Origin of the sequence: Pseudomonas gingeri (assembly GCF_013385635.1) — a bacterium.
GTDB classification, from domain to species: Bacteria; Pseudomonadota; Gammaproteobacteria; order Pseudomonadales; family Pseudomonadaceae; genus Aquipseudomonas; species Aquipseudomonas gingeri_A.
On sequence record NZ_JACAPR010000010.1, the window covers coordinates 370,955 to 389,005 of the forward strand.

At 63.4% G+C, this 18,051-nt stretch carries 16 protein-coding genes and 1 pseudogene; 6 read left to right on the plus strand and 11 right to left on the minus strand.

What is annotated here, in order from left to right; genetic code table 11:
• Window positions 1-34 precede the first annotated feature (34 nt).
• Entirely contained in the window at window positions 35-349 is a 315-nt protein-coding gene (locus tag HX851_RS12115; RefSeq protein ID WP_177056387.1) for a helix-turn-helix domain-containing protein, read from the minus strand.
• The gene (locus HX851_RS12120; RefSeq protein ID WP_177056386.1) at window positions 339-689 is read right to left on the minus strand and encodes a toxin; all 351 of its coding nucleotides are present in this window, start codon (window positions 687-689) and stop codon (window positions 339-341) included. The genes HX851_RS12115 and HX851_RS12120 overlap by 11 nt, the downstream gene beginning before the upstream one ends.
• A 272-nt stretch (window positions 690-961) precedes the next feature.
• Here HX851_RS12120 and HX851_RS12125 point away from each other — a divergent pair, with 272 nt between their 5' ends.
• The 3 genes from HX851_RS12125 to HX851_RS12135 all read left to right on the plus strand — a co-directional run bounded on the left by HX851_RS12125 (window position 962) and on the right by HX851_RS12135 (window position 4,950).
• Entirely contained in the window at window positions 962-2,131 is a 1,170-nt protein-coding gene (locus HX851_RS12125; protein ID WP_177065517.1) for an aromatic ring-hydroxylating oxygenase subunit alpha, read from the plus strand.
• A gap of 62 nt (window positions 2,132-2,193) precedes the next feature.
• Complete coding sequence (locus HX851_RS12130) at window positions 2,194-3,855, plus strand: choline dehydrogenase (protein ID WP_177065518.1); 1,662 nt, start codon at window positions 2,194-2,196, stop codon at window positions 3,853-3,855.
• A 30-nt stretch (window positions 3,856-3,885) separates the two neighbouring features.
• Complete coding sequence (locus HX851_RS12135; RefSeq protein ID WP_177056383.1) at window positions 3,886-4,950, plus strand: GlxA family transcriptional regulator; 1,065 nt, start codon at window positions 3,886-3,888, stop codon at window positions 4,948-4,950.
• A 116-nt stretch (window positions 4,951-5,066) separates the two neighbouring features.
• Here HX851_RS12135 and HX851_RS12140 read toward each other — a convergent pair whose 3' ends face one another.
• The gene (locus HX851_RS12140) at window positions 5,067-5,801 is read right to left on the minus strand and encodes a class II aldolase and adducin N-terminal domain-containing protein (protein ID WP_177056382.1); all 735 of its coding nucleotides are present in this window, start codon (window positions 5,799-5,801) and stop codon (window positions 5,067-5,069) included.
• Window positions 5,802-6,526: 725 nt separating this feature from the next.
• On the opposite strand from HX851_RS12140, the pseudogene HX851_RS45425 reads away from it, so the two are divergent.
• Window positions 6,527-6,865 (plus strand): annotated as a pseudogene (locus HX851_RS45425) (methyl-accepting chemotaxis protein); the annotation flags it as partial.
• Window positions 6,866-6,916: 51 nt separating this feature from the next.
• Window positions 6,917-7,297, plus strand: a complete 381-nt coding sequence (locus HX851_RS45430; protein WP_256262328.1) for a CZB domain-containing protein — start codon at window positions 6,917-6,919, stop codon at window positions 7,295-7,297.
• A 3-nt stretch (window positions 7,298-7,300) separates the two neighbouring features.
• On the opposite strand, the gene HX851_RS12150 is transcribed toward HX851_RS45430, so the two are convergent.
• Complete coding sequence (locus HX851_RS12150; RefSeq protein ID WP_177056380.1) at window positions 7,301-8,164, minus strand: LysR family transcriptional regulator; 864 nt, start codon at window positions 8,162-8,164, stop codon at window positions 7,301-7,303.
• A gap of 166 nt (window positions 8,165-8,330) precedes the next feature.
• On the opposite strand from HX851_RS12150, the gene HX851_RS12155 reads away from it, so the two are divergent.
• Complete coding sequence (locus tag HX851_RS12155; RefSeq protein WP_177056379.1) at window positions 8,331-8,726, plus strand: DUF4280 domain-containing protein; 396 nt, start codon at window positions 8,331-8,333, stop codon at window positions 8,724-8,726.
• 3 nt (window positions 8,727-8,729) lie between these two features.
• On the opposite strand, the gene HX851_RS12160 is transcribed toward HX851_RS12155, so the two are convergent.
• The 7 genes from HX851_RS12160 to tssE all read right to left on the minus strand — a co-directional run bounded on the left by HX851_RS12160 (window position 8,730) and on the right by tssE (window position 18,049).
• A complete protein-coding gene (locus HX851_RS12160) occupies window positions 8,730-9,275 on the minus strand; it encodes a toxin-antitoxin system YwqK family antitoxin (RefSeq protein WP_177056378.1) in 546 nt (181 codons plus the stop codon).
• Between the two features lie 9 nt (window positions 9,276-9,284).
• Complete coding sequence (locus HX851_RS12165) at window positions 9,285-11,294, minus strand: type VI secretion system Vgr family protein (RefSeq protein ID WP_177065519.1); 2,010 nt, start codon at window positions 11,292-11,294, stop codon at window positions 9,285-9,287.
• Between the two features lie 96 nt (window positions 11,295-11,390).
• A complete protein-coding gene (locus tag HX851_RS12170; protein WP_177056376.1) occupies window positions 11,391-12,233 on the minus strand; it encodes an exonuclease/endonuclease/phosphatase family protein in 843 nt (280 codons plus the stop codon).
• A gap of 45 nt (window positions 12,234-12,278) precedes the next feature.
• Complete coding sequence (gene tssH, locus HX851_RS12175) at window positions 12,279-14,837, minus strand: type VI secretion system ATPase TssH (protein WP_177056638.1); 2,559 nt, start codon at window positions 14,835-14,837, stop codon at window positions 12,279-12,281.
• 2 nt (window positions 14,838-14,839) lie between these two features.
• Window positions 14,840-15,859 carry a type VI secretion system baseplate subunit TssG gene (gene tssG, locus HX851_RS12180; RefSeq protein ID WP_177065520.1) on the minus strand — a complete coding sequence of 340 codons (1,020 nt, stop codon included), beginning with the start codon at window positions 15,857-15,859 and terminating at the stop codon, window positions 14,840-14,842.
• The gene (gene tssF, locus HX851_RS12185; protein ID WP_177065521.1) at window positions 15,823-17,616 is read right to left on the minus strand and encodes a type VI secretion system baseplate subunit TssF; all 1,794 of its coding nucleotides are present in this window, start codon (window positions 17,614-17,616) and stop codon (window positions 15,823-15,825) included. Before tssF ends, tssG begins: the two co-directional genes overlap by 37 nt.
• Window positions 17,600-18,049 carry a type VI secretion system baseplate subunit TssE gene (gene tssE, locus HX851_RS12190; protein WP_177056373.1) on the minus strand — a complete coding sequence of 150 codons (450 nt, stop codon included), beginning with the start codon at window positions 18,047-18,049 and terminating at the stop codon, window positions 17,600-17,602. The genes tssF and tssE overlap by 17 nt, the downstream gene beginning before the upstream one ends.
• Between the last annotated feature and the right edge of the window lie 2 nt (window positions 18,050-18,051).

Sequence of the window (18,051 nt, forward strand, 5' to 3'; positions counted from 1 at the left end):
AAAGTGATTCCCGACTGGAAACGCTCACGTCGCCTCAGCCCAGGGAGGCGAGGTGCTCGACGGTTTCGGGGTATTTCTCGACCAACCGGATCAGTGTGGTGGCCTGGGCGTTGGGCCGGGCGCGACCCTGCTCCCAGTTTTCCAGGGTCCTGGTATTGGTGCGTAGGTACATGGCGAACACCGCCCGTGACAGCTTCAGTTGGGTGCGGATTGCTACCAGCTCATCGGCGCTGATTGGTTGCAGCTTGCTCAGTTGGACCTTGTGGGTGCGCAGGGTGACTTTGCCCTGGCGCTGATCGGCCAGGGCATCGAAGCCCTCGACCAGTTCTGCAAAAATGTCACGTTTCATGATGGTTTCTCGCCTCTATCTCTCTGTTCAGCAGTTGTTTCAGGGTGTTCTTCTGCTGAGTACTCAAATCGTCCTGCTCGTCTTTGTCGTACAGGGTGAACAGCCAGAACTGGGAACCTTGCGGCCACCTGTAGTAGATCACCCGGATACCACCTCGCTTGCCTTTGTGTCGTTGCAGGTCAACGCAACGAACCTTGCGCAGCCCGCCAGTGCCCTGGATTACCTCGCCCGCTTCGGGGTTGCGCAACAAGGCGAGCTGGAGACAGCGGAACGCCCCGTCGCCCAGGTAGTCTCTGCGATGGCGTTCGAAGGGCGGCAGTTCGATAAACAAAGCATTCATTATTTGTACGCTACTTACGTATGGAGATAAAGGGGAAAAATATGTCTGCTCTTCACCCTAGCCGAGGCCTGACAGCTCATTTGCAGGACTTTTCCTGCAGCTTTGCGGCTTTATGCAGCGGCACCTGCCAGAGGATTGTGGTCAAGGGCGATTGATGTTTTTCCTGCCCAACGGGTCGTTTTCCATCAATCCCGGCCAGGGATGGCGCTCTAGATTAGGTTCCAACGCCGGCAGTCGAACCGAGCGCTCAATCCTGGTCGAGGAGCACGTCCATGCAACCTATTCATATCCAGAAACAACAATCCGTGGTCGAAGGTTGGGATCAGCAGAATCCCGAAGAAGCCTTCACCCTGCCGTCGCGTTATTTCTTCGATGAAGGACTGTTCCAGGCCGAGCGCGACAATATTTTCATGCACGCCTGGCACGTCGCCGGGCACAAGAGCGAGTTCGCCCAGCCCGGGCAGTACGTGGTCTGCGACTTGTTCGACCAGAGCATCGTGGTGGCCTGCAACCGTGAAGGGCGGGTCCACGCCTTCCATAACGTCTGCCAGCATCGCGGCAACCGCCTGCTGGAGGAGCGGCGCGGCACCACTGGCGGGGTGGTGCGCTGCGCCTATCACTCCTGGTGTTATGAAATGGATGGCAGCCTGCGCGGTGCACCGCGTTGCGAGCGGATGAAGAACTTCGAGTTGCAGCAGTTCAATATTCCCCAGGTGCGGACCGAGGAAATGGGTGGCTTCATCTACTTCAACCTCGATCCCCAGGCGCCGTCCCTGCGCGAACTGTTCCCCGGTGCCGACGAAGAAATGCGCCGGGTCTTCCCTGATCTGGAGCAGATGCAACTGATCGACGAACAGGACGTGATCGTACCGGCCAACTGGAAGGTGATCATGGACAACTCCATCGAGGGCTATCACTTCAAGCTCTCCGGCCCCTGTCATATCGACCTGGCAAAACTGATCGACTTCAAGGGCTACGAGCTGACCAAGCGGGATAACTGGTGGACCTACGCGGCCCCGGCCAACCTCTCGGCGACCGAAGCCTATGGGGTGAAGCTGCGCAGCGACCTGAACCCCGAGGAATGCTTCTTCAATATCGGCATGTGGCCGAACAACACCTTCTATACCTTTCCGTTTTCCGAGTTCCTCGGCTCCTTCATGATGATCCCGCTGGATGCCGAGCGCTCGCTGCTGCGCTTCGGCTACTACTCCTCCAATGCCCGTACCGCCGAGGTCAGCAGCGCTTGCATGAAGTGGATGAACGAGGACCTGGGACCGGAAGATATCGCGCTGAATATCTCGGTGCAGAAGGGCCTGCGTTCGCTGGGCTATGACCAGGGCCGCTACATGATCGATGCGCAGCGCAGCAATGAAAGCGAGCACCTGGTGCATCACTTCCACCGCCTGGTGTTCCAGGGTATCCACGGTACTGCCGACCGCTGAATCCGCTTGTCGCGATCAGCGTCGCTGGTCGCCCCAGACCTTCTGATGGAGCACGCCCGGTCATGTCCGAGCACGAATTCGATTACCTGATTGTCGGTGCCGGTTCCGCTGGCTGTGTCCTGGCCAATCGCCTGGGGGAAGACCCGGCGGCAAGGATACTGCTGCTGGAAGCGGGGCCGGCTGACAACAGCTGGACCATCGACATGCCATCCGCCGTGGGCGTGGTTGTCGGCGGTACGCGCTACAACTGGGGCTTCAGTTCTGAACCCGAGCCGTGGCTCGACGGCCGCCGGATCGGTACGCCCCGTGGGCGAACCCTCGGCGGGTCCTCGTCGATCAACGGCATGGTGTATATCCGCGGGCATGCCCGGGATTACGACAACTGGGCGGAGCAAGGTTGCGGCGGCTGGAGTTACCAGGAAGTCCTGCCGTATTTTATCCGCGCGCAGAACCATGCCGACGGACCGGACAGTTATCGCGGCGCGCAAGGTCATCTGCATGTCACGCCGGGGGATATCAGTACACCTCTGTGTGCCGCGTTTGTCGAAGCCGGAGAGCAGGCCGGTTATGCGCCGAGCAACGACCTGAACGGCTATCGCCAGGAAGGTTTCGGTCCGGTGGACCGCACGACTCGCCACGGCAAGCGCTGGAGCACCGCCCGCGGTTATCTGCGCGAAGCCCTGCAACGCGGCAATGTGCAGGTGGCGACCGGAGCCCTGGCGTTGCGCATCCTGTTCAAGGGCCAGCGGGCCAGTGGCATCGAGTATGAGCAGAACGGCCATGTCTGGCAGGCCCGGGCCCGGCGTGAGGTACTGTTGACCGCCGGGGCGATCAGTTCGCCGCAGTTGCTGCTGTTGTCGGGCATCGGACCGGCCGCGGAGTTGCGTGACCTGGGCCTGACGGTCCAGTACGACCTGCCCGGCGTGGGCAAACGTCTCAACGATCATCCGGATGCAGTGGTGCAGTACCTGTGCAAGAAGCCCGTATCGCTGTATCCGTGGACCACCGCACCGGGCAAGTGGTGGATCGGTGCACGCTGGTTCATCCGCCATGACGGCCTCGCCGCCAGCAACCACTTCGAGGCCGGAGCCTTTATCCGTTCGCGGGCCGGAGTCGAGCACCCCGACCTGCAACTGACCTTCATGCCGCTGGCAGTGCAGCCGGGCACGGTGGACCTGGTGCCCGCTCATGCCTTCCAGGTGCATATCGATCTGATGCGCCCCAGCAGCCTGGGCAGTGTCACCCTCAAGAGCCGTGATCCGCGCCAGCCGCCGAAAATTGTTTTCAACTACCTGAGCACCGGGCAGGACCGTGCCGACATGCGTGCCGGTGCGCGACTGGTGCGGGAAATCCTCGGGCAACCGGCGATGGCGGCGTTTGTCGGCGAGGAGCTGGTGCCCGGGCCGGACGTCCAGAGCGATGAAGCGCTCGACGCCTGGGCCCGACGGGTCACGGAAACCGGTTACCATGCCAGCGGTACCTGCAAGATGGGTCCTGCCGGCGACCCTGAGGCGGTGGTCGATCCGCAGTTGCGTGTCCATGGCGTGGAAGGGCTGCGGGTGGTGGACGCCTCGATCATGCCGACGATCGTCAGCGGCAATACCAATGCGCCGACGGTGATGATTGCCGAGAAGGCCAGCGATATGATTCGCGGACAACAGCCGTTGCCGGCGATGTCGGTGCCGGTATGGGTGCATCCGCACTGGCAGAGCCAACAGCGTTGAGCCAGCCGGTTGGGTGGAAGGAGTTCACTGATGAACCACACGTCACGCGACGCGGCTGACGACCAGCCCCGGCCGGCGGTCGAGGCGCCGCCACGGCATATCGCCGTGCTGCTGCTGCCGGCCTTTTCCCAACTGGGACTGGCGGCCGTTATCGAGCCCCTGGCGATTGCCAACTGGTTGAGCCAGCGCACGCTGTTCCAGTGGACGCTGCTGTCCCTCGATGGTCAGCCGGTGCCGGCCAGCAATGGCCTGAGCACGGCGGTCAGCGGCTGTCCCGAGGCGGAGCAGGGTTTCGATGTCTGTCTGGTGATCGCCAGTTTCGATGTGCATAAACACAGCCGCAACCCGTCGCTGAAAAGCTGGCTGCGCAAGCAGGCGCTGTTCGGCGCGGTGTTGATGGGCGTGGAAACCGGCACCGAGCTGCTGGCCGCCGCGGGGGTACTCGACGGCCACGAAGCGGCGGTGCACTGGGACAACCTGCAGGGCTTCCAGGAAAGCTACCCGCGGGTCAAGGCCCGGCCCCAGCTCTATACCCTGGAGCGCCAGCGCTTGACCTGTGCCGGTGCCACCTCGACCCTGGACATGATGATCGGCTGGCTGGGACAGAGCGTCGACAGCGACCTGGCGCGGGAGATCGCCATGCACCTGCTGATGGGCCGGTTACGCCAGCCCATGGACAACCAGCTCGACGATGGCCTGGCCAGCACCCGGCTGCAAGGGGCGAAGATGCGGCGTGCGGTGATGCTGATGGAGCAGGCCCTGGAGGAGCCGCTGGACTGCGAAGCCATCGCCCGCCAGGTGGGGCTGTCGCAGCGCCAGCTGGAGCGTCAGTTCAAGCAGCACACCGGCCTGTCGCCGCTCAAGTACTACATGACCCTGCGCCTGGCACGGGCCCACAGCCTGTTGCAACAGACGCAGATGAGCGTGGCCCAGGTCGCGGCCTGTTCGGGGTTCGGCTCCCTGGAACATTTTTCCCGTACCTATCGGGCACGTTTCGGCTGTCCGCCCAGCGAGGATCGCAGCCAGGTGTTCAGTGCGCCGGTGATGCGCCAGCCGCTGAGCCGGGAGCCGCGTTCCTCGCCAATCGAAGAGTGACAGGTTGTCCACAATGTCCGTGTAGGAGCCGGCTTGCCGGCGATGGCGTCCTTGAGATCGCTAAAAGCTTTGCAAGCAAGCTCCGCTCCTACCGCTCATCGCCGGCAAGCCGGCTCCTACAGGGCAAATTCCGGTTCCTCCTCCTGCATGATCCCCAGCAGTGCGGCAAAGTGCTTCTCGGCGAATCCCGGATAGTCGAGCCATTGCCGCGCGGTCTTGCGTGCCACCTCGTCACTGGCGATCCGCAGCGGCCGCCCCGTCGACAGGGCCGTGATATACACCTCACAGGCCCGTTCGAAGTAGTACAGGTCATCGAAGGCCTGGGCCACGCTGGGCGCCGCGACCAGCAGGCCATGATTGCCCATCAGCAGGATCGGCTTGTCCCCCAGCAGGCGACCGACCCGCTCGGCCTCGTCGCCCAGGCCCATGCCATCGAAACCTTCATCGATCACCACCCGCTCGAAAAATCGCATGGAGTTCTGCTCGATAGGCGGCAGTCGCGAGTCCGCCAGGCAGGCCAGGGCCGTGGCGTATTTCGAGTGGACATGCAGGATGCAGCGCGCCTGGGGCTGGTTGCGATGCAGCGCACCGTGCAGGGCCGCGGCGGTGATGTCCGGGGCATCCGGGCGGTCGAGGGTGGTGGGCTCATCGGCCTTGACCAGCAGCAGGTCACTGGCACGGATTCGTGAAAAATGCCGGCCATAGGGATTGATCAGGAAGTCCCGGCCATCGTCGGAGACGGCCACGCTGAAGTGATTGGCGATGGACTCGTGCAGGCCCAGGCGTGCGGCCCAGCGAAAGGCGCAGGCCAGTTGGCTGCGCAGCGACGGGTGATCGAGGGGCGAAGGCATGGCGGGCTCCTGGGCAAGCGGCGGATGTTGCAGAGTCTAGGGCGGGTGGGGATCAGGGCTTGATGGGAAGCGACTTTTGTTGACGTGATTGTTTCCGATGGGGGTTAAAGGCTGCCGGCCCCTTCGCGGGCAAGCCCGCTCCCACGGTGATCGAGTTGAAACGAGGGACCGCGTACGGCTCGGAACTCGTGGGAGCGGGCTTGCCCGCGAAGAGGACCTCGAGAACGCCACAAGCCCGTGGTAGTCATACTGACTCCCATGGTCGATATGACCGCATTTTTCATCGAGTCATAACGACTCCAGGCCTCTCACAGGCCTTGATTTTAAAGGCCCCGGCAACTGGCACGAATCATGAGTGGCAAGCTGCATCAGCCTCAGCTACGGACCTCCCCATGATATTTGTACGTGCCAGCCACCATCGCGCCCTGCTGCAGGACAATGCCCGCCTCAATGGCGAACTGGACCAGGCCCGGCAACGCATCGCCGAACTGGAGTCCGGTCGCGAGTCCCGCGAACGGCAAGTGGCGCCCAGGGCCGAGCTGGCGTTCTACCAGGGGCTGGCGGGCAACCTGCTGCAATTCGGTCGCTCCATTTCCCATGTCGGCGAGTCCTTCGATTACCTCAACCTGCGCCTGGTGGACAATAACCACAGGGCCAAGAGCGTGGCCGTGGCGGCGATCCAGAACAAGCAGAAATTTGGCGTCCTGCAAGAGCAGACCCATGTCATGCAGGACGGTCTGGCAGACCTCAATGAGCAGATCTCGCGGTTGGTGATCCGCGCCAGCGAGATCGACCGGATTGTCGGCCTGATCAGTTCCATCGCCAACATGACCAACCTGCTGGCGCTCAACGCGGCCATCGAGGCGGCCCGAGCCGGTGAGTCGGGCCGTGGTTTCGCCGTGGTCGCCAGCGAGATCCGCGACCTGGCGGAAAAGACCGCCAGTGCCACTCAGGACATCATCCGCGAAACCGCCGATATCAAGGCGATGATCGGCGTGGCCCAGAGCAGCATCCAGCAACAGGCCAGTACCGCCAGCGTCTTCCATGGCCTCACCAACGAAGCCGGCGGGGCGATGTTCGAGGTCTACACCCTGGCCCAGCGCATGCAGCAGGAGATGAGCCAGTCGTGCTTCCGGGCCGGGATCGAACAGGCCAACCTGGCCGAGCTGTCGCTGAAGGTCTCGGTCTACGAGGGCATACTGGGTGAGGCCTGCGAGGCGCCGTTGATCAGTGATCATGACTGCCCGTTCGGTCGCTGGTACTACGGCGAAGGCAATCAGCAACTGAAAAGCTACAAGGCCTTCAACCGCATCGAACGTCCCCATGGCCTGGTGCATTCGGCCGGTGCCGAGGCCCTGGCCGCTCACGGCCAGGGACGGCTCGACGAGACCCTGGTGCAACTGGAGGTGATGGAGCGCTCGAACGTGGAAGTGATGGACATCATCAAGAGTGTGCTCGCCGAGCATGAGCGCCGTGGGGAAACCAGTCCGGCCTGAGGCTCAGAGCATCGGGTCCCAGCGTTGCGACCAGTCGCTGTCGGCCTTGACGATCTCGCGCAGCAACTCGAAGGCCTTCTGCAGGGTCGCCGAGTCCCGCTCGCGGGCGTACACCAGATAGGTCGGGTAACTGAACTCCGGCGCCTTGGGTACCCGCTCCAGGACGCCGCTGTCCAGATAGCTCTGGACCACCCGGGTACGAAAGTAGCCGGAGCCGCCATTACCGAGGATGAACTGCAAGGCCACCGGCCCGAGGTTGAAGCTGACGGCGGCCCGCGCCTTGTCCGGCAAGGCGGCGTCGTGCTGGCGGCGGAAGCCTTCGCCCCAGTCGATATACACATAGGGCTCGGGCTTTTCCGCCAGGCGCACGAGGATCAGTTTTTCCTCCAGCAACTGCTCCACCTGCAACCCCGGCCAGTACGCCGGCTGATAGACCAGCGCGGCATCCAGCACCCCCAGTTCGAGCTGGCGCAGCAACTGCTCGCCGTCGCGGATTTCGGTACGTAGCGCATGGGTCGGGATCTGCTCGCGCAACGCCTTGGCCCAACTGAGGATCAGCGGATTGCACAGGCTGACTTCGCCGCCGATATGCAGCACGTTGTTGAAACCGTCCGGCAGCGGCAGGTCGCGGCGGGCGGCTTCCCAGGTCTGCACCAACTGGTTGGCATAGACCACGAAGGCCTCGCCATCCGCCGTCAGCCTGGCACCGGCACGATTACGCACAAAGAGCGTGGCATCGAGCTGGCTTTCGAGCTTCTGCACCCGGGCGGTGATCGCGGTCTGGGTCACATGCAGTTTCTCGGCGGCGGCCACCAGGCTGCCGTAGCGGGCGATTTCGAGAAAGGTGCGGGCGAGGTCGATATCCATGGGACGTCCGGGGCGCGAGGGGACAATAGTGTAATCCTTATCGCACCGATCGTTCCCACGCTCCGCGTGGGAATGCAGCCCGTGACGCTCCGCGTCGCAGATCACGAACTACGGGTTCTGGTCTACGCTGCCAGTGTCCCGCGGCCAACAGGAAAAGGAGATCCCCATGGGCAGTCCCCAGGTATGCAGCGGCGCCACCCTGCAATGCAGCTTCGGTGCCGCGCCGGGCACGCTCAACGTTCTGCCGATCAACCGGGCGCTGACCAGCAGCATGCCCGCGGCAAATATCATGGACTACATCCCGCTGGTGAATATCGGCACCTTCGCCATGTGCCAGAGCATCGCCAATCCGATGGTGGCCGCCGCGACCGCTGCGGCTCTCGGCGTGCTGACGCCCATGCCATGCATTCCGGCCACCGCCGCGCCCTGGATTCCCGGCGGGCCGCCGACCCTGCTGCTGGGCAGCATGCCGGCGCTGGATGCCAACAGTTGCGTGATGTGCACATGGGGCGGGGTGATCAAGATCGTCGTGCCGGGGCAGGTGCAGATGCTGATTCCCTGATCCTCAGGCTTGCTCCGCACCTTCACGGCGCAACCACCACCAGCGCCAGCGCGAGATCGGCTTGCCCTCGGCATCCAGTGGGCGGCCGTCCTCGGCATAGGGCTGTCCGGCATCGAGCAACTGGCCGTGGCGATAACGGCTGCTCAGGGCGAGTTGGCCGTTCGGGTGAAAACGCTGGTACAGGCCATCGCGCACGCCATCACGATTGCGCTCGACTTCCGCCACGCTGCCATCGGCAAAGTAATTGGTCGCCTCGCCATGCAGCAGGCCGTGACGATAGCCGGCCTTGCGCTGCAAGGCGCCTTCCGGGCTGAAGAAGCTGGCGATGCCGTGGGTCTTCCCGGCCACATAAGGCACCTGCGCCGAGACCTTGCCGTTAGGGTGATAGAGCGTCGACAGCCCCTGCAACTCGCCCTGGCTGTAGTTCAGGTTGGCCTGGGGGCGCCCGGCTTCCTCGATCTTCAGTGGCCCCTCCAACCGGTCATCCAGCAGGCGGCCACTGAGATGGCTATCGCCGCGTACCAGGTCCAGCTTGGTCGACTCACTCATGTGCGCTCCTCAATTGACCTTCACCAGGCCGCCCTTGATGGTCAGCATGCCGCCGCCGTCCACGGTCTGCTCGGCGCCGCCCTTGTTCATCAGGCTGACGCCCGCGTCGTTGGTCAGGGTGGTGCCGGCCTTGTTCTCCAGCGACGTACCGGCCTGGTTGCTCAGGGAGGTGCCGGCCTTCTGGCTGATGGAGGTCGCGGCCTGGGCCGCCAGGTCGGCGTCGCTCTTGATGGTGAAACTGCCGCCGCTCTGCAGGGTCAGGGTGCCGCTCACCTTGATCGTCAGGTTGCCGTCGACCGTCAGGTTGTAGTTGCCGGTGACCTTGTGCTCGTAATTGCCGCCGGTGCTGTGGGTCTGGTCGGCGCCGACTTTCACCGTGCGACTGTCCTTGACATCGAGGGTATCGCTGCCGGTCTGGAGGGTGACGCTGCGCTTGCCCTTTTCCAGGGTCACGGTTTCGTCGCCTTCCTTCACCGTGCGCGTACGGGCGTTCTGTACGGTGAGGGTTTCATCGTGGCCGACGGTGGCGGTGGTGTCGTTGAGCACATTGATCTTGAAGTCCTTCTGCGCCTGCAAGAAAACTTCCTCGGCATCCTTCTTGTCCTCGAAGCGCAGTTCGTTGAAGCCACCACCGCCCTTGGACGAGTTGGTCTTGATCCCGGACTGGGTCTGGTTGGCCGGCAGCGCATAGGGCAGGGCATTGTCGCCGTTGTAGACGCAGCCGGTGACCAGCGGCCGGTCCGGGTCACCGTCGATAAAGGTGACGATCACTTCCTGGCCGATCCGTGGCACGAACTGCATGCCGAAGCCCTTGCCGCTCCAGGGCAGGACCACGCGCACCCAGCAGGAGCTGGTCTCGTCGTTCTTGCCGTCGCGGTCCCAGGGAAATTGCAGCTTGATCCGGCCGTATTCATCGGTCCAGATTTCCTCGCCGGACTTGCCCACCACCAGGGCGGTCTGCGTGTGCATGCGCGGTTTCGGCGTGCTACGCGTTGGGCGAAAGGCAGTCGCCTTGGGAATCGCCTCGAAGCGATTGCGGTAGTTTTCGTGATCGACTTCGTGAGTGACCGACGTCACCACCCAGTCGATATTCAGGCTGGCGTCATCATGGCCGGTCAGGGTGAACCAGTGCCCCGGCACCAGCCAGCGACAATCGCTTTCGCCGACAAAGCGTTTTTCCTGGCTGCGCAGCGCGTCCACCCGTTGCTTGGTCAAGGTATCGCCACGGGCCTTGGCCGTGTAGCCGCCGGGATGTTCATAGACCGAGCGTGGCCCGGCAACGGCCTCGGCCTGGCCGTAGAGCGAAGTGGTGGGGGTGGTGAATTCGTAGTCGGTGGTCTTGTAGGTCCCGGCGACGGCCTGCAGGCACTGTTGGCCGGAGCGGATGCCGTGCAGTTCGCGCACGCCGATTTCCTGGCCCAGGTACGGCACTTTCGGCCCGTTGGGGATCGGCGGGAACGCGTCGTTGCTGTCCGCCAGCACTAGGGTGTGCTTGCCGTCCTCATGGGTGAAGAACCAGAAGATGCCTTCTTCCTCCAGCAGCCGCGAGACAAAGGCGAAATCGGTCTCGCCGTACTGGATGCAGTATTCGCGCGGGGTGTAGCTGCCGGTCAGCGAGAGTTTGAAATCGGTGAAGGCATGGGCCTTGAAGATCGTAGTGACGATATCCGAGGTGCTGAGGTTCTGGAACACGCGGTTGTTGCTGGCCAGGGTCAGCCACCAGAGCCAGGGACGCAGCACCAGTTGGTAGCGCTCGGCGCTGGCATCGGCGGGCAACTGGCGGATTTCGGCAACCAGGGCATCCAGCGGGCGGAGCAGGGCGTCGTTGTGCAAGGTGGCGGTGATGTGACTGACGATGGCGCTGTTCAAATCGAGGGACGGACCGTCGTTGAGACCATTGAGGGTTTGGGAGCCCAGTGTATTGAGCAGTTCTTCTCCGGATAGCGACTCGGGATAGAGTGCCGACAGCGAAGTGGCGGTGAGGGAAAAGGTGGTGTTGCTGTCGGTATTACGCGGCATTGAGCGTTCTCAGCTAGGAGCGAGGAAGCGGGGTGATCTGGTGTCGGTGTATCCCTGGGGTTCCTGCATTTCCGGTCTTCCCTTTCAAGGATGAAATCAGCCTAGCGAAAAATGTGCCCAGACCGGTGCATGATCCGATGTGTAGTGTTTGATCGATTTTATTTCCGCCTTCGAACCGAGGGCTGTACCAAAGGTGTTTTCCGCTGTTACGAGCTGGTTATCGCCTCCGGCGGAGTGCAAGGTCATTCCATGATAGAAAATGGCGTCGTAGGGGCTGTCCACGCCTGTCAGATTTACGCGCAAGCTACTGTCATTGGTCACTGCCAGGTTGAATTCCGGCTGGAGAATGGTGAAGACGGATGCCGTATTCATATTGAAGTCACCACACAGTGCCGTGGGGTATGCGAATAGTCCGAAGATTGACTTCAAGTAGCCGATTTCCTTGTCGTTCATTTCGCTGGGGTTGGGCGCGTGATAAACCACGACGGAAAATATGATGTTGCTGGTGCTCGGGTTGGTTTTCTCCGTAAAAAGCATCATGCAGGGCACACGGTTCTTGAACGGCAGAATTTTCTGCTGGGCGTCAACGTTCACAAGCGAGGCGAGACTGAGGGCCTCGATACGATCAGTGCGCCACATGAAGGCATACAGTTCACCTTTGTTGCTTTCCTTGAAGGCATTGCCGCCGCTCATATGGTAGGTCCACTCCTGTCCCAGAAGCTGGCACAACTGGGCCACGGCCAATGCCCCCTGGCTATCGTCATAGGACTCGCCGAATTGCGGGCTTTTCACTGACGGACGAACCTCCAGTATGGTCAATATGTCGATCTGCCTGCTCTGGACGATCTCCTGTATCTGCACCATTCTCGCCAGTTGTTCGGATTGGTCCTTTTTTGGGTTGTAGTTGAATTGCTTTATGTTCCAGCTCATCACGATCATGTGAGTTCCTTTCATGAAAAGGAGCGGATCGACAGGGGAAAACTTTTACTCCAACACCCATTCCGCCAGTTTGCCCGTCACTTGAGTCATCAATACATTTTCAACGTCCCGGGCCCCCGCCGCACTGCACTTCGCCAATACCGCCTTGACAATCCCGGCATCAAACTCGAATTGCTTCCCTGTCGCGGCCTTGTAGCGCTCGCGCAGTTTCTCCAGTTTCGCCAGCACAATGCCTTCCAGCGTCGTTTCGTCCAGCGGTCGATAAGGCACGATGGTCATGCGCGCCAGGAATGCCGGGCGGAAGGCTTGCAGCAATACCTTGCGCAGGTGTTCGTTGAAGGCATCGGTGCCCAGTTGCGCAATCGGTGTATCCAGGATCAATTCCGCGCCGACATTGCTGGTCGCCAGCATCACGGTGTTCTTGAAGTCCACCACCAGCCCGGTGCCGTCTTCCATCACGCCCTTGTCGAAGACGTTGTAGAAGGCTTCCAGCACGTCCGGATGGGCCTTTTCGATCTCATCCAGCAGTACCACCGAATAGGGTTTGCGCCGCACCGCTTCGGTCAGTACGCCACCGCTGCCATAACCGACATAGCCGGGCGGGGCGCCTTTCAACTGGCTGACGGTATGGGCTTCCTGGTACTCGGAAAGGTTGATGCTGATCAGATTGCGTTCGCCGCCATACAAGGCGTCCGCCAGGGCGTAGGCGGTTTCGGTCTTGCCCACGCCGGTGGGGCCGAGCAGCAGGAACACGCCCACCGGTTTCTGCGGGTCGGTCAGTCCGGCGCGATAAGCCTGCAGGCGTTGGGCAATGGTGCCCAGGGCGGTGGTCTGGCCCATCACCCGCTGGCCCATGCGCTGGCCGAGGGTGCGTACCGCATGGGCTTCGTCGGCGAGCATCTTGCCCACGGGAATCCCGGTCCAGCCGGCAATCACCGCCGCCACGGTTTTTGAATCGACCTGTTCCGGCACCAACGGATCATCCTGGCGAATGGCATCGAGCCCGGCTTCCAGGCGCACCAGTTCGGCGGCCAGGGTGTCGATACGGCCATCGGTTTCTTCGTCGGACTTGCCGTTGTCCAGGCTGTCGCTCAGGGCCAGCAGTTCACGGCGTTTTTCCAGCAGCTCGCGCACTGCCTCGCGTTCTTCGCCCCAACGGGTTTCCAGTTCGCGGATGGCTTGCAGATTGCCGGTGGATTCGCTTTCCAGCACGGTGATGCGCTCGCGATGATCGAGTCCCGTCGCCTGCTCGCGGCGCAGACGGTCGACTTCTTCCTTGAGGCTCTGCTGGCGATGGCGCAGGCTTTCCAGCGGTGGTGGTACATCGTGCTGACCGAGGGCGACCCGGGCACAGGCGGTGTCGAGAATGCTGATGGCCTTGTCCGGCAGCTGGCGTCCGGAGATGTAGCGGTGGGACAACTTCACCGCGTCGTGAATCGCCGCATCCAGCACTTGTACGCCGTGGTGCTGTTCGAGCTTGGCGGCCACACCCCGGAGCATTTCCACGGCGGTGGTTTCGTCCGGCTCTTCCACCTGTACCAACTGGAAACGCCGGGCCAGGGCCGGGTCTTTCTCGAAGTATTTCTTGTATTCCATCCAGGTGGTGGCGGCCAGGGTGCGCAATTCGCCCCGGGCCAGCGCGGGCTTGAGCAGGTTGGCCGCATCGCTGCCGCCTTCCGCGCCGCCCGCGCCGATCAGGGTATGGGCTTCGTCGATAAACAGGATGATCGGTTTGTCGGCACTGCGCACCGCATCGATCACGCCCTTGAGGCGTTGTTCGAACTCGCCCTTGACCCCGGCCCCGGCCTGCAACAGGCCCAGGTCCAGTACCCGCAGGCTGACTTCCTGCAACGAGGGCGGTACGTCGCCGGCGGCAATGCGCAGGGCCAGGCCTTCGACCACCGCCGTCTTGCCGACCCCCGGCGCACCCACCAGGATCGGGTTGTTCTGTCGGCGGCGCAGGAGGATATCGATGCACTGGCGGATCTCGCCGTCGCGACCGACGATGGGGTCGATACGCCCGGCGTGGGCATCGGCGGTCAGGTCCTGGGTATATTGGTCCAGCACCGAGTCCTGCGTGCTGTTGCGGCTGGCTGGCTTTTCCGTGGCAGAGGCAGCCGAACGTTTCGGCCCGACATGCTCGCGGGAATTCTCGGTCCATTCCAGCAGGTTGCTGCGCAGGGCATCGCGGGGAATTTTCAGCAGCGACGAGGCGCTGTTGAGCAGCAGGCTGCGCCGCTCATCGCGATCGAGCAGGGCCAGCAGCAACAGTCCGGAGCGAATGCTGTCGAGGCCGAGCACGCTGGCCTGGACCACCGCATCCTCCAGCAGGCCGATGGTCTGCGCCGACAGCGCCGGGGTGCGGGTGCTGCCGGACTTGAATAGTTCCAGCGCCTTGTTGATCTCCGCCGACAGGGCATCGCGCTCCAGGCCGAAACGCGGCAGCAGCCAGGCGAAGTCACCGCCTTCGATCTCCAGCAGCTCCAGCAGCAGGTGCTCGATTTCCACATAGTGATGGCCCCGTTGCAGGCAGCGCTGAGCGGCCTTTTCCAGGGCTCGACGGTTGTCGGCGTTGAGGCGTCCGATCAGGCTGCCCAGTTCCATGCTCAAGCGATCTCCAGTTGGCGCAGTCGGGTTTCGATCCGTTGCACATGGTCGGTGGGTTGCGCTTGCAGGCCGCCGTTCCAGCTCAGTTGTGGCGGTGCGACGCTGTCGAGGATCATCGGCCCGGCGCCGCGGATCAGCAGGGTCAGGCGGCAGTCCAGGTCGGGTCCGAAGTACAGGCCGGCGAGCGCGGCCAGGGCTGGATGCGCCTCGCCGTCGGGGAGGAAACGCACGGCCTGGCGGTTGGGCAGCGGACCGAGGGTCAGGCGGATGCCGGCGTGCTCATCCCAGACCCGCGTGCCCGCGACGGCATCGCGGCCCAGGGTCAGGTTGCGGCCACCGGACACTATGCGGCTGCGGCTGGCCGGAGGGATTTCCCGCCAGGCGCCGATATAGGCCTCGGCCGCTACCGGTACATTGAAATGCTGGCGCACCACCGCCGCGAACCCCGCCAGTGAGCGTCGCCCGCCGGCAAACAGCGCGCTGCGCGCCAGTACCGCCGCATCGGGCAGGGCTCCGCGATCATGCAGGGCCTTGGGCAGCAGGCCGCTGAGGGCCCGCAACTGGCGGTGTACCGGCGTCGCCTCGGGCAGGGCAAAGCCTACGGCGACCCGGTGCTTGCGCATCACCCGGTACAGCAGGCTGATCAATCGATGCTGGAACAGATCGAGGAATTCGGCGGGGGCGTGGTCCTTCTGCCGGGCCCGTTGTTGCAGCCATTCCTGGTCGGCGTAGGGCAGCGGCCCATCGGGGCCGCCGAGGCCGAACACCGGTGTGGTCAATACCGGCTGCCGGCCTTCGCTTTCCTTCAGGCTTTGCACTTCACTGCTGGGGAACAACGGTGTCAGCGGGCCACGCAGACGCACGGCCTCGGCATCGGGAGCGGTGCCGGTGCCCAATGGTACGGCCTGTGGGCGTTCGCACTCGAGCAACAACAGGGCCTGCAACAGCTCGAAGGCCTGCGGGTCGTCGCGCAGTTGTCGACTCAGAGGGACAATGGCTGGCCGGGTTGGGGTTGCCATGTCTTGACCTCCTTGTCGGATTGGACCATCACCGTGCGCACAAAGCGATTGGCGGTGGCATAGAGTGAGAAGAACTGCGCCAGCACCGCGGAAAACAGCACCGCGCTATGGCCGACAAAAAGTTGCGGGTCCAGTTGCACCCGCACTTCCAGGCCATTGCGCCAGCCGCGCCAGGCATCCTCGCCGACATGGGCGACCACCCGCTCGCAACCGAGGCTCAGCAAGCCTTCGATCTGCCGACGGGCACTGGCCTCGTCGCGCAGGTTATGCAGTTCGAGGATCTCCTTGAGGGCATCGAGGGCTTGCGGGCCTTCCACCAGCGACAGGTGATTGAGGGTCAGTTGCGACACCAGTTTCCAGCGCGATTCGCCGCCCAGGTGCGGCAGGCTCTGCGGGCTGGGTGGATTGCGCAGGCGAGCCCAGGCCACCGGTCCCGGACGCTCGAAACCCAGCGGTGTGCCGGCGCCGAGGCTTTGCGCCAGGTGGCGGTTGGTGCACAGCAGTTCGGCGGTGACGCTGTATTCCGGCGCGTCCTCACGGGGTTTGAAGCGGGTATCCACCAGGCTCAGCATCAGGTCGCTGCCCAAGCGATTGGGCGTCAGTCCGATGATGCGGCGGGCATGCCAGTACAGATGGCTTTCGCCCAGTGCATGCTGGCTGCCGTAGTAGGCCGGGACCTTCTGCACGCCCTGCGGGGTCATGGCGCGCAGGCCGCGAATGCTGTGGATCTCGACGCTGTTTTCCCGATGGCTGTCGGCGATCAGCCGGTACTCGCTGCGGGTGCCGTCCGGGCGCAACGGTTCCGACGTGCGCGGGAACAGATTGAGCGCCGGGCTGCAGCCCAGCACGATATCGCTGGCCTGCAGGTGCAGGCGACTACCGGGGGTGTGGTCGAACACGAAGTACAGGTAGAGGCTTTCACTGTCGTCCCGGCCACCACCGAAGGGCACATCGAAGAAGCTGAACTTGTCCGGAAAGGCGAAGTACTCGGCCAGCAGGCGCAGGCCCGGATGGACGCCGTCCTCTTCCGGCAACAGGGCTTCGTCGCCCGCGAAACCGACGATCCGTGGCAGGCCAGCAAGGGACTGCGGCGGACTACCGGGCGGGCCGGCGAGCACCTGGGTGGTATGGGCGCCGAGCAGGTCGTACAGCCTGGCGTTGACCACCGGCGAGGCGGCCAGGTGCAGGCGCAGCTGGTGTGCCTCCAGCTCCGACCAGAGGGTCTTGCCCTGGCAGCGAAAGCCCAGGCGCAGGGCCGAGCGAGCCTGGTGCACGCCGGTCAGCGCCTGGGCCTCATCGCTGTCGAGCAACAGTGCCTCGGTGATCTCCAGCGGCCACAGGTTGACCTCGGCGCTGGTGCGGAAATGGATGCTTTCGCCCTTGCGGGTGGTGACGAACAGCGGCGTGTCCCGGGGCAGGCGATAACCGGCGGCGAGGTTGCCTTTGCTCGGGTCGGGCTGGAACTGGACGATGGCGCAGGAGGGCAGGGGACGCACCGCCAGGGGATAGAGTTGTTCCAGCAGGGCGTCGCTGAACTCCGCGTAGTCATCGTCCAGCCGCCGTTGCAGGCGCGCGGCCAGCAAGGCGAAACCTTCCAGCAGGCGTTCGACATGGGGGTCGGGGCATTCGCCGGGCGACAGCTCCAGGCGTCGTGCCACCTTGGGGTACTGCTGGGCGAAGATGCCGCCGGCATGTCGCAGCCAGGTCAGTTCGCGTTGGTAATAGTCGAGCAGTTCGGCATCAATCGAGTCGCTCATGGCTGACCTCGAGACCCTGGTGGGTCTTCTCGATGACAAAGGCCACCGGCCAATGTCGCTGACCACTGCGCAGGGCGCCATGGAGGACGATACTCAACTGCTGGGGCTGGCCTTCCACTGCTTGCACGTCGACTTCATCCAGGGCCAGGCGGGGTTCGAAGTGCTCCACGGCCTGGCGGATTTCCCGGGCCAGCTTGCGTCGGTCGTCGCTGCGCAAGCCTTGCAGTGCGGTCCAGTCGGCGATGCCATAATCGAGAATGCTGGGCGGCGAGGTCATGGCCTCGCGCGCCCGGCGTGTATTGAACAGGCGCAGCAGCTCGCTGCGCACCGAGTCGGCCAGTGCCTGTTGATCGAAGGCTTCCAGCGCCTGCGCTTGATCCTCGCCACCGGCGAGGCGCTCGAACAGCGGGGGAAGAATACCGGTCGCTGACATGG

Bases quoted from the DNA above. Each gene is read 5' to 3' on its own strand.
- HX851_RS12115 (WP_177056387.1), bottom strand. From the start codon at position 349: ATGAAACGTGACATTTTTGCAGAACTGGTCGAGGGCTTCGATGCCCTG.
- HX851_RS12120 (WP_177056386.1), bottom strand. From the start codon at position 689: ATGAATGCTTTGTTTATCGAACTGCCGCCCTTCGAACGCCATCGCAGA.
- HX851_RS12125 (WP_177065517.1), top strand. From the start codon at position 962: ATGCAACCTATTCATATCCAGAAACAACAATCCGTGGTCGAAGGTTGG.
- HX851_RS12130 (WP_177065518.1), top strand. From the start codon at position 2,194: ATGTCCGAGCACGAATTCGATTACCTGATTGTCGGTGCCGGTTCCGCT.
- HX851_RS12135 (WP_177056383.1), top strand. From the start codon at position 3,886: ATGAACCACACGTCACGCGACGCGGCTGACGACCAGCCCCGGCCGGCG.
- HX851_RS12140 (WP_177056382.1), bottom strand. From the start codon at position 5,801: ATGCCTTCGCCCCTCGATCACCCGTCGCTGCGCAGCCAACTGGCCTGC.
- HX851_RS45430 (WP_256262328.1), top strand. From the start codon at position 6,917: ATGAGCCAGTCGTGCTTCCGGGCCGGGATCGAACAGGCCAACCTGGCC.
- HX851_RS12150 (WP_177056380.1), bottom strand. From the start codon at position 8,164: ATGGATATCGACCTCGCCCGCACCTTTCTCGAAATCGCCCGCTACGGC.
- HX851_RS12155 (WP_177056379.1), top strand. From the start codon at position 8,331: ATGGGCAGTCCCCAGGTATGCAGCGGCGCCACCCTGCAATGCAGCTTC.
- HX851_RS12160 (WP_177056378.1), bottom strand. From the start codon at position 9,275: ATGAGTGAGTCGACCAAGCTGGACCTGGTACGCGGCGATAGCCATCTC.
- HX851_RS12165 (WP_177065519.1), bottom strand. From the start codon at position 11,294: ATGCCGCGTAATACCGACAGCAACACCACCTTTTCCCTCACCGCCACT.
- HX851_RS12170 (WP_177056376.1), bottom strand. From the start codon at position 12,233: ATGATCGTGATGAGCTGGAACATAAAGCAATTCAACTACAACCCAAAA.
- tssH (WP_177056638.1), bottom strand. From the start codon at position 14,837: ATGGAACTGGGCAGCCTGATCGGACGCCTCAACGCCGACAACCGTCGA.
- tssG (WP_177065520.1), bottom strand. From the start codon at position 15,859: ATGGCAACCCCAACCCGGCCAGCCATTGTCCCTCTGAGTCGACAACTG.
- tssF (WP_177065521.1), bottom strand. From the start codon at position 17,616: ATGAGCGACTCGATTGATGCCGAACTGCTCGACTATTACCAACGCGAA.
- tssE (WP_177056373.1), bottom strand. From the start codon at position 18,049: ATGTCAGCGACCGGTATTCTTCCCCCGCTGTTCGAGCGCCTCGCCGGT.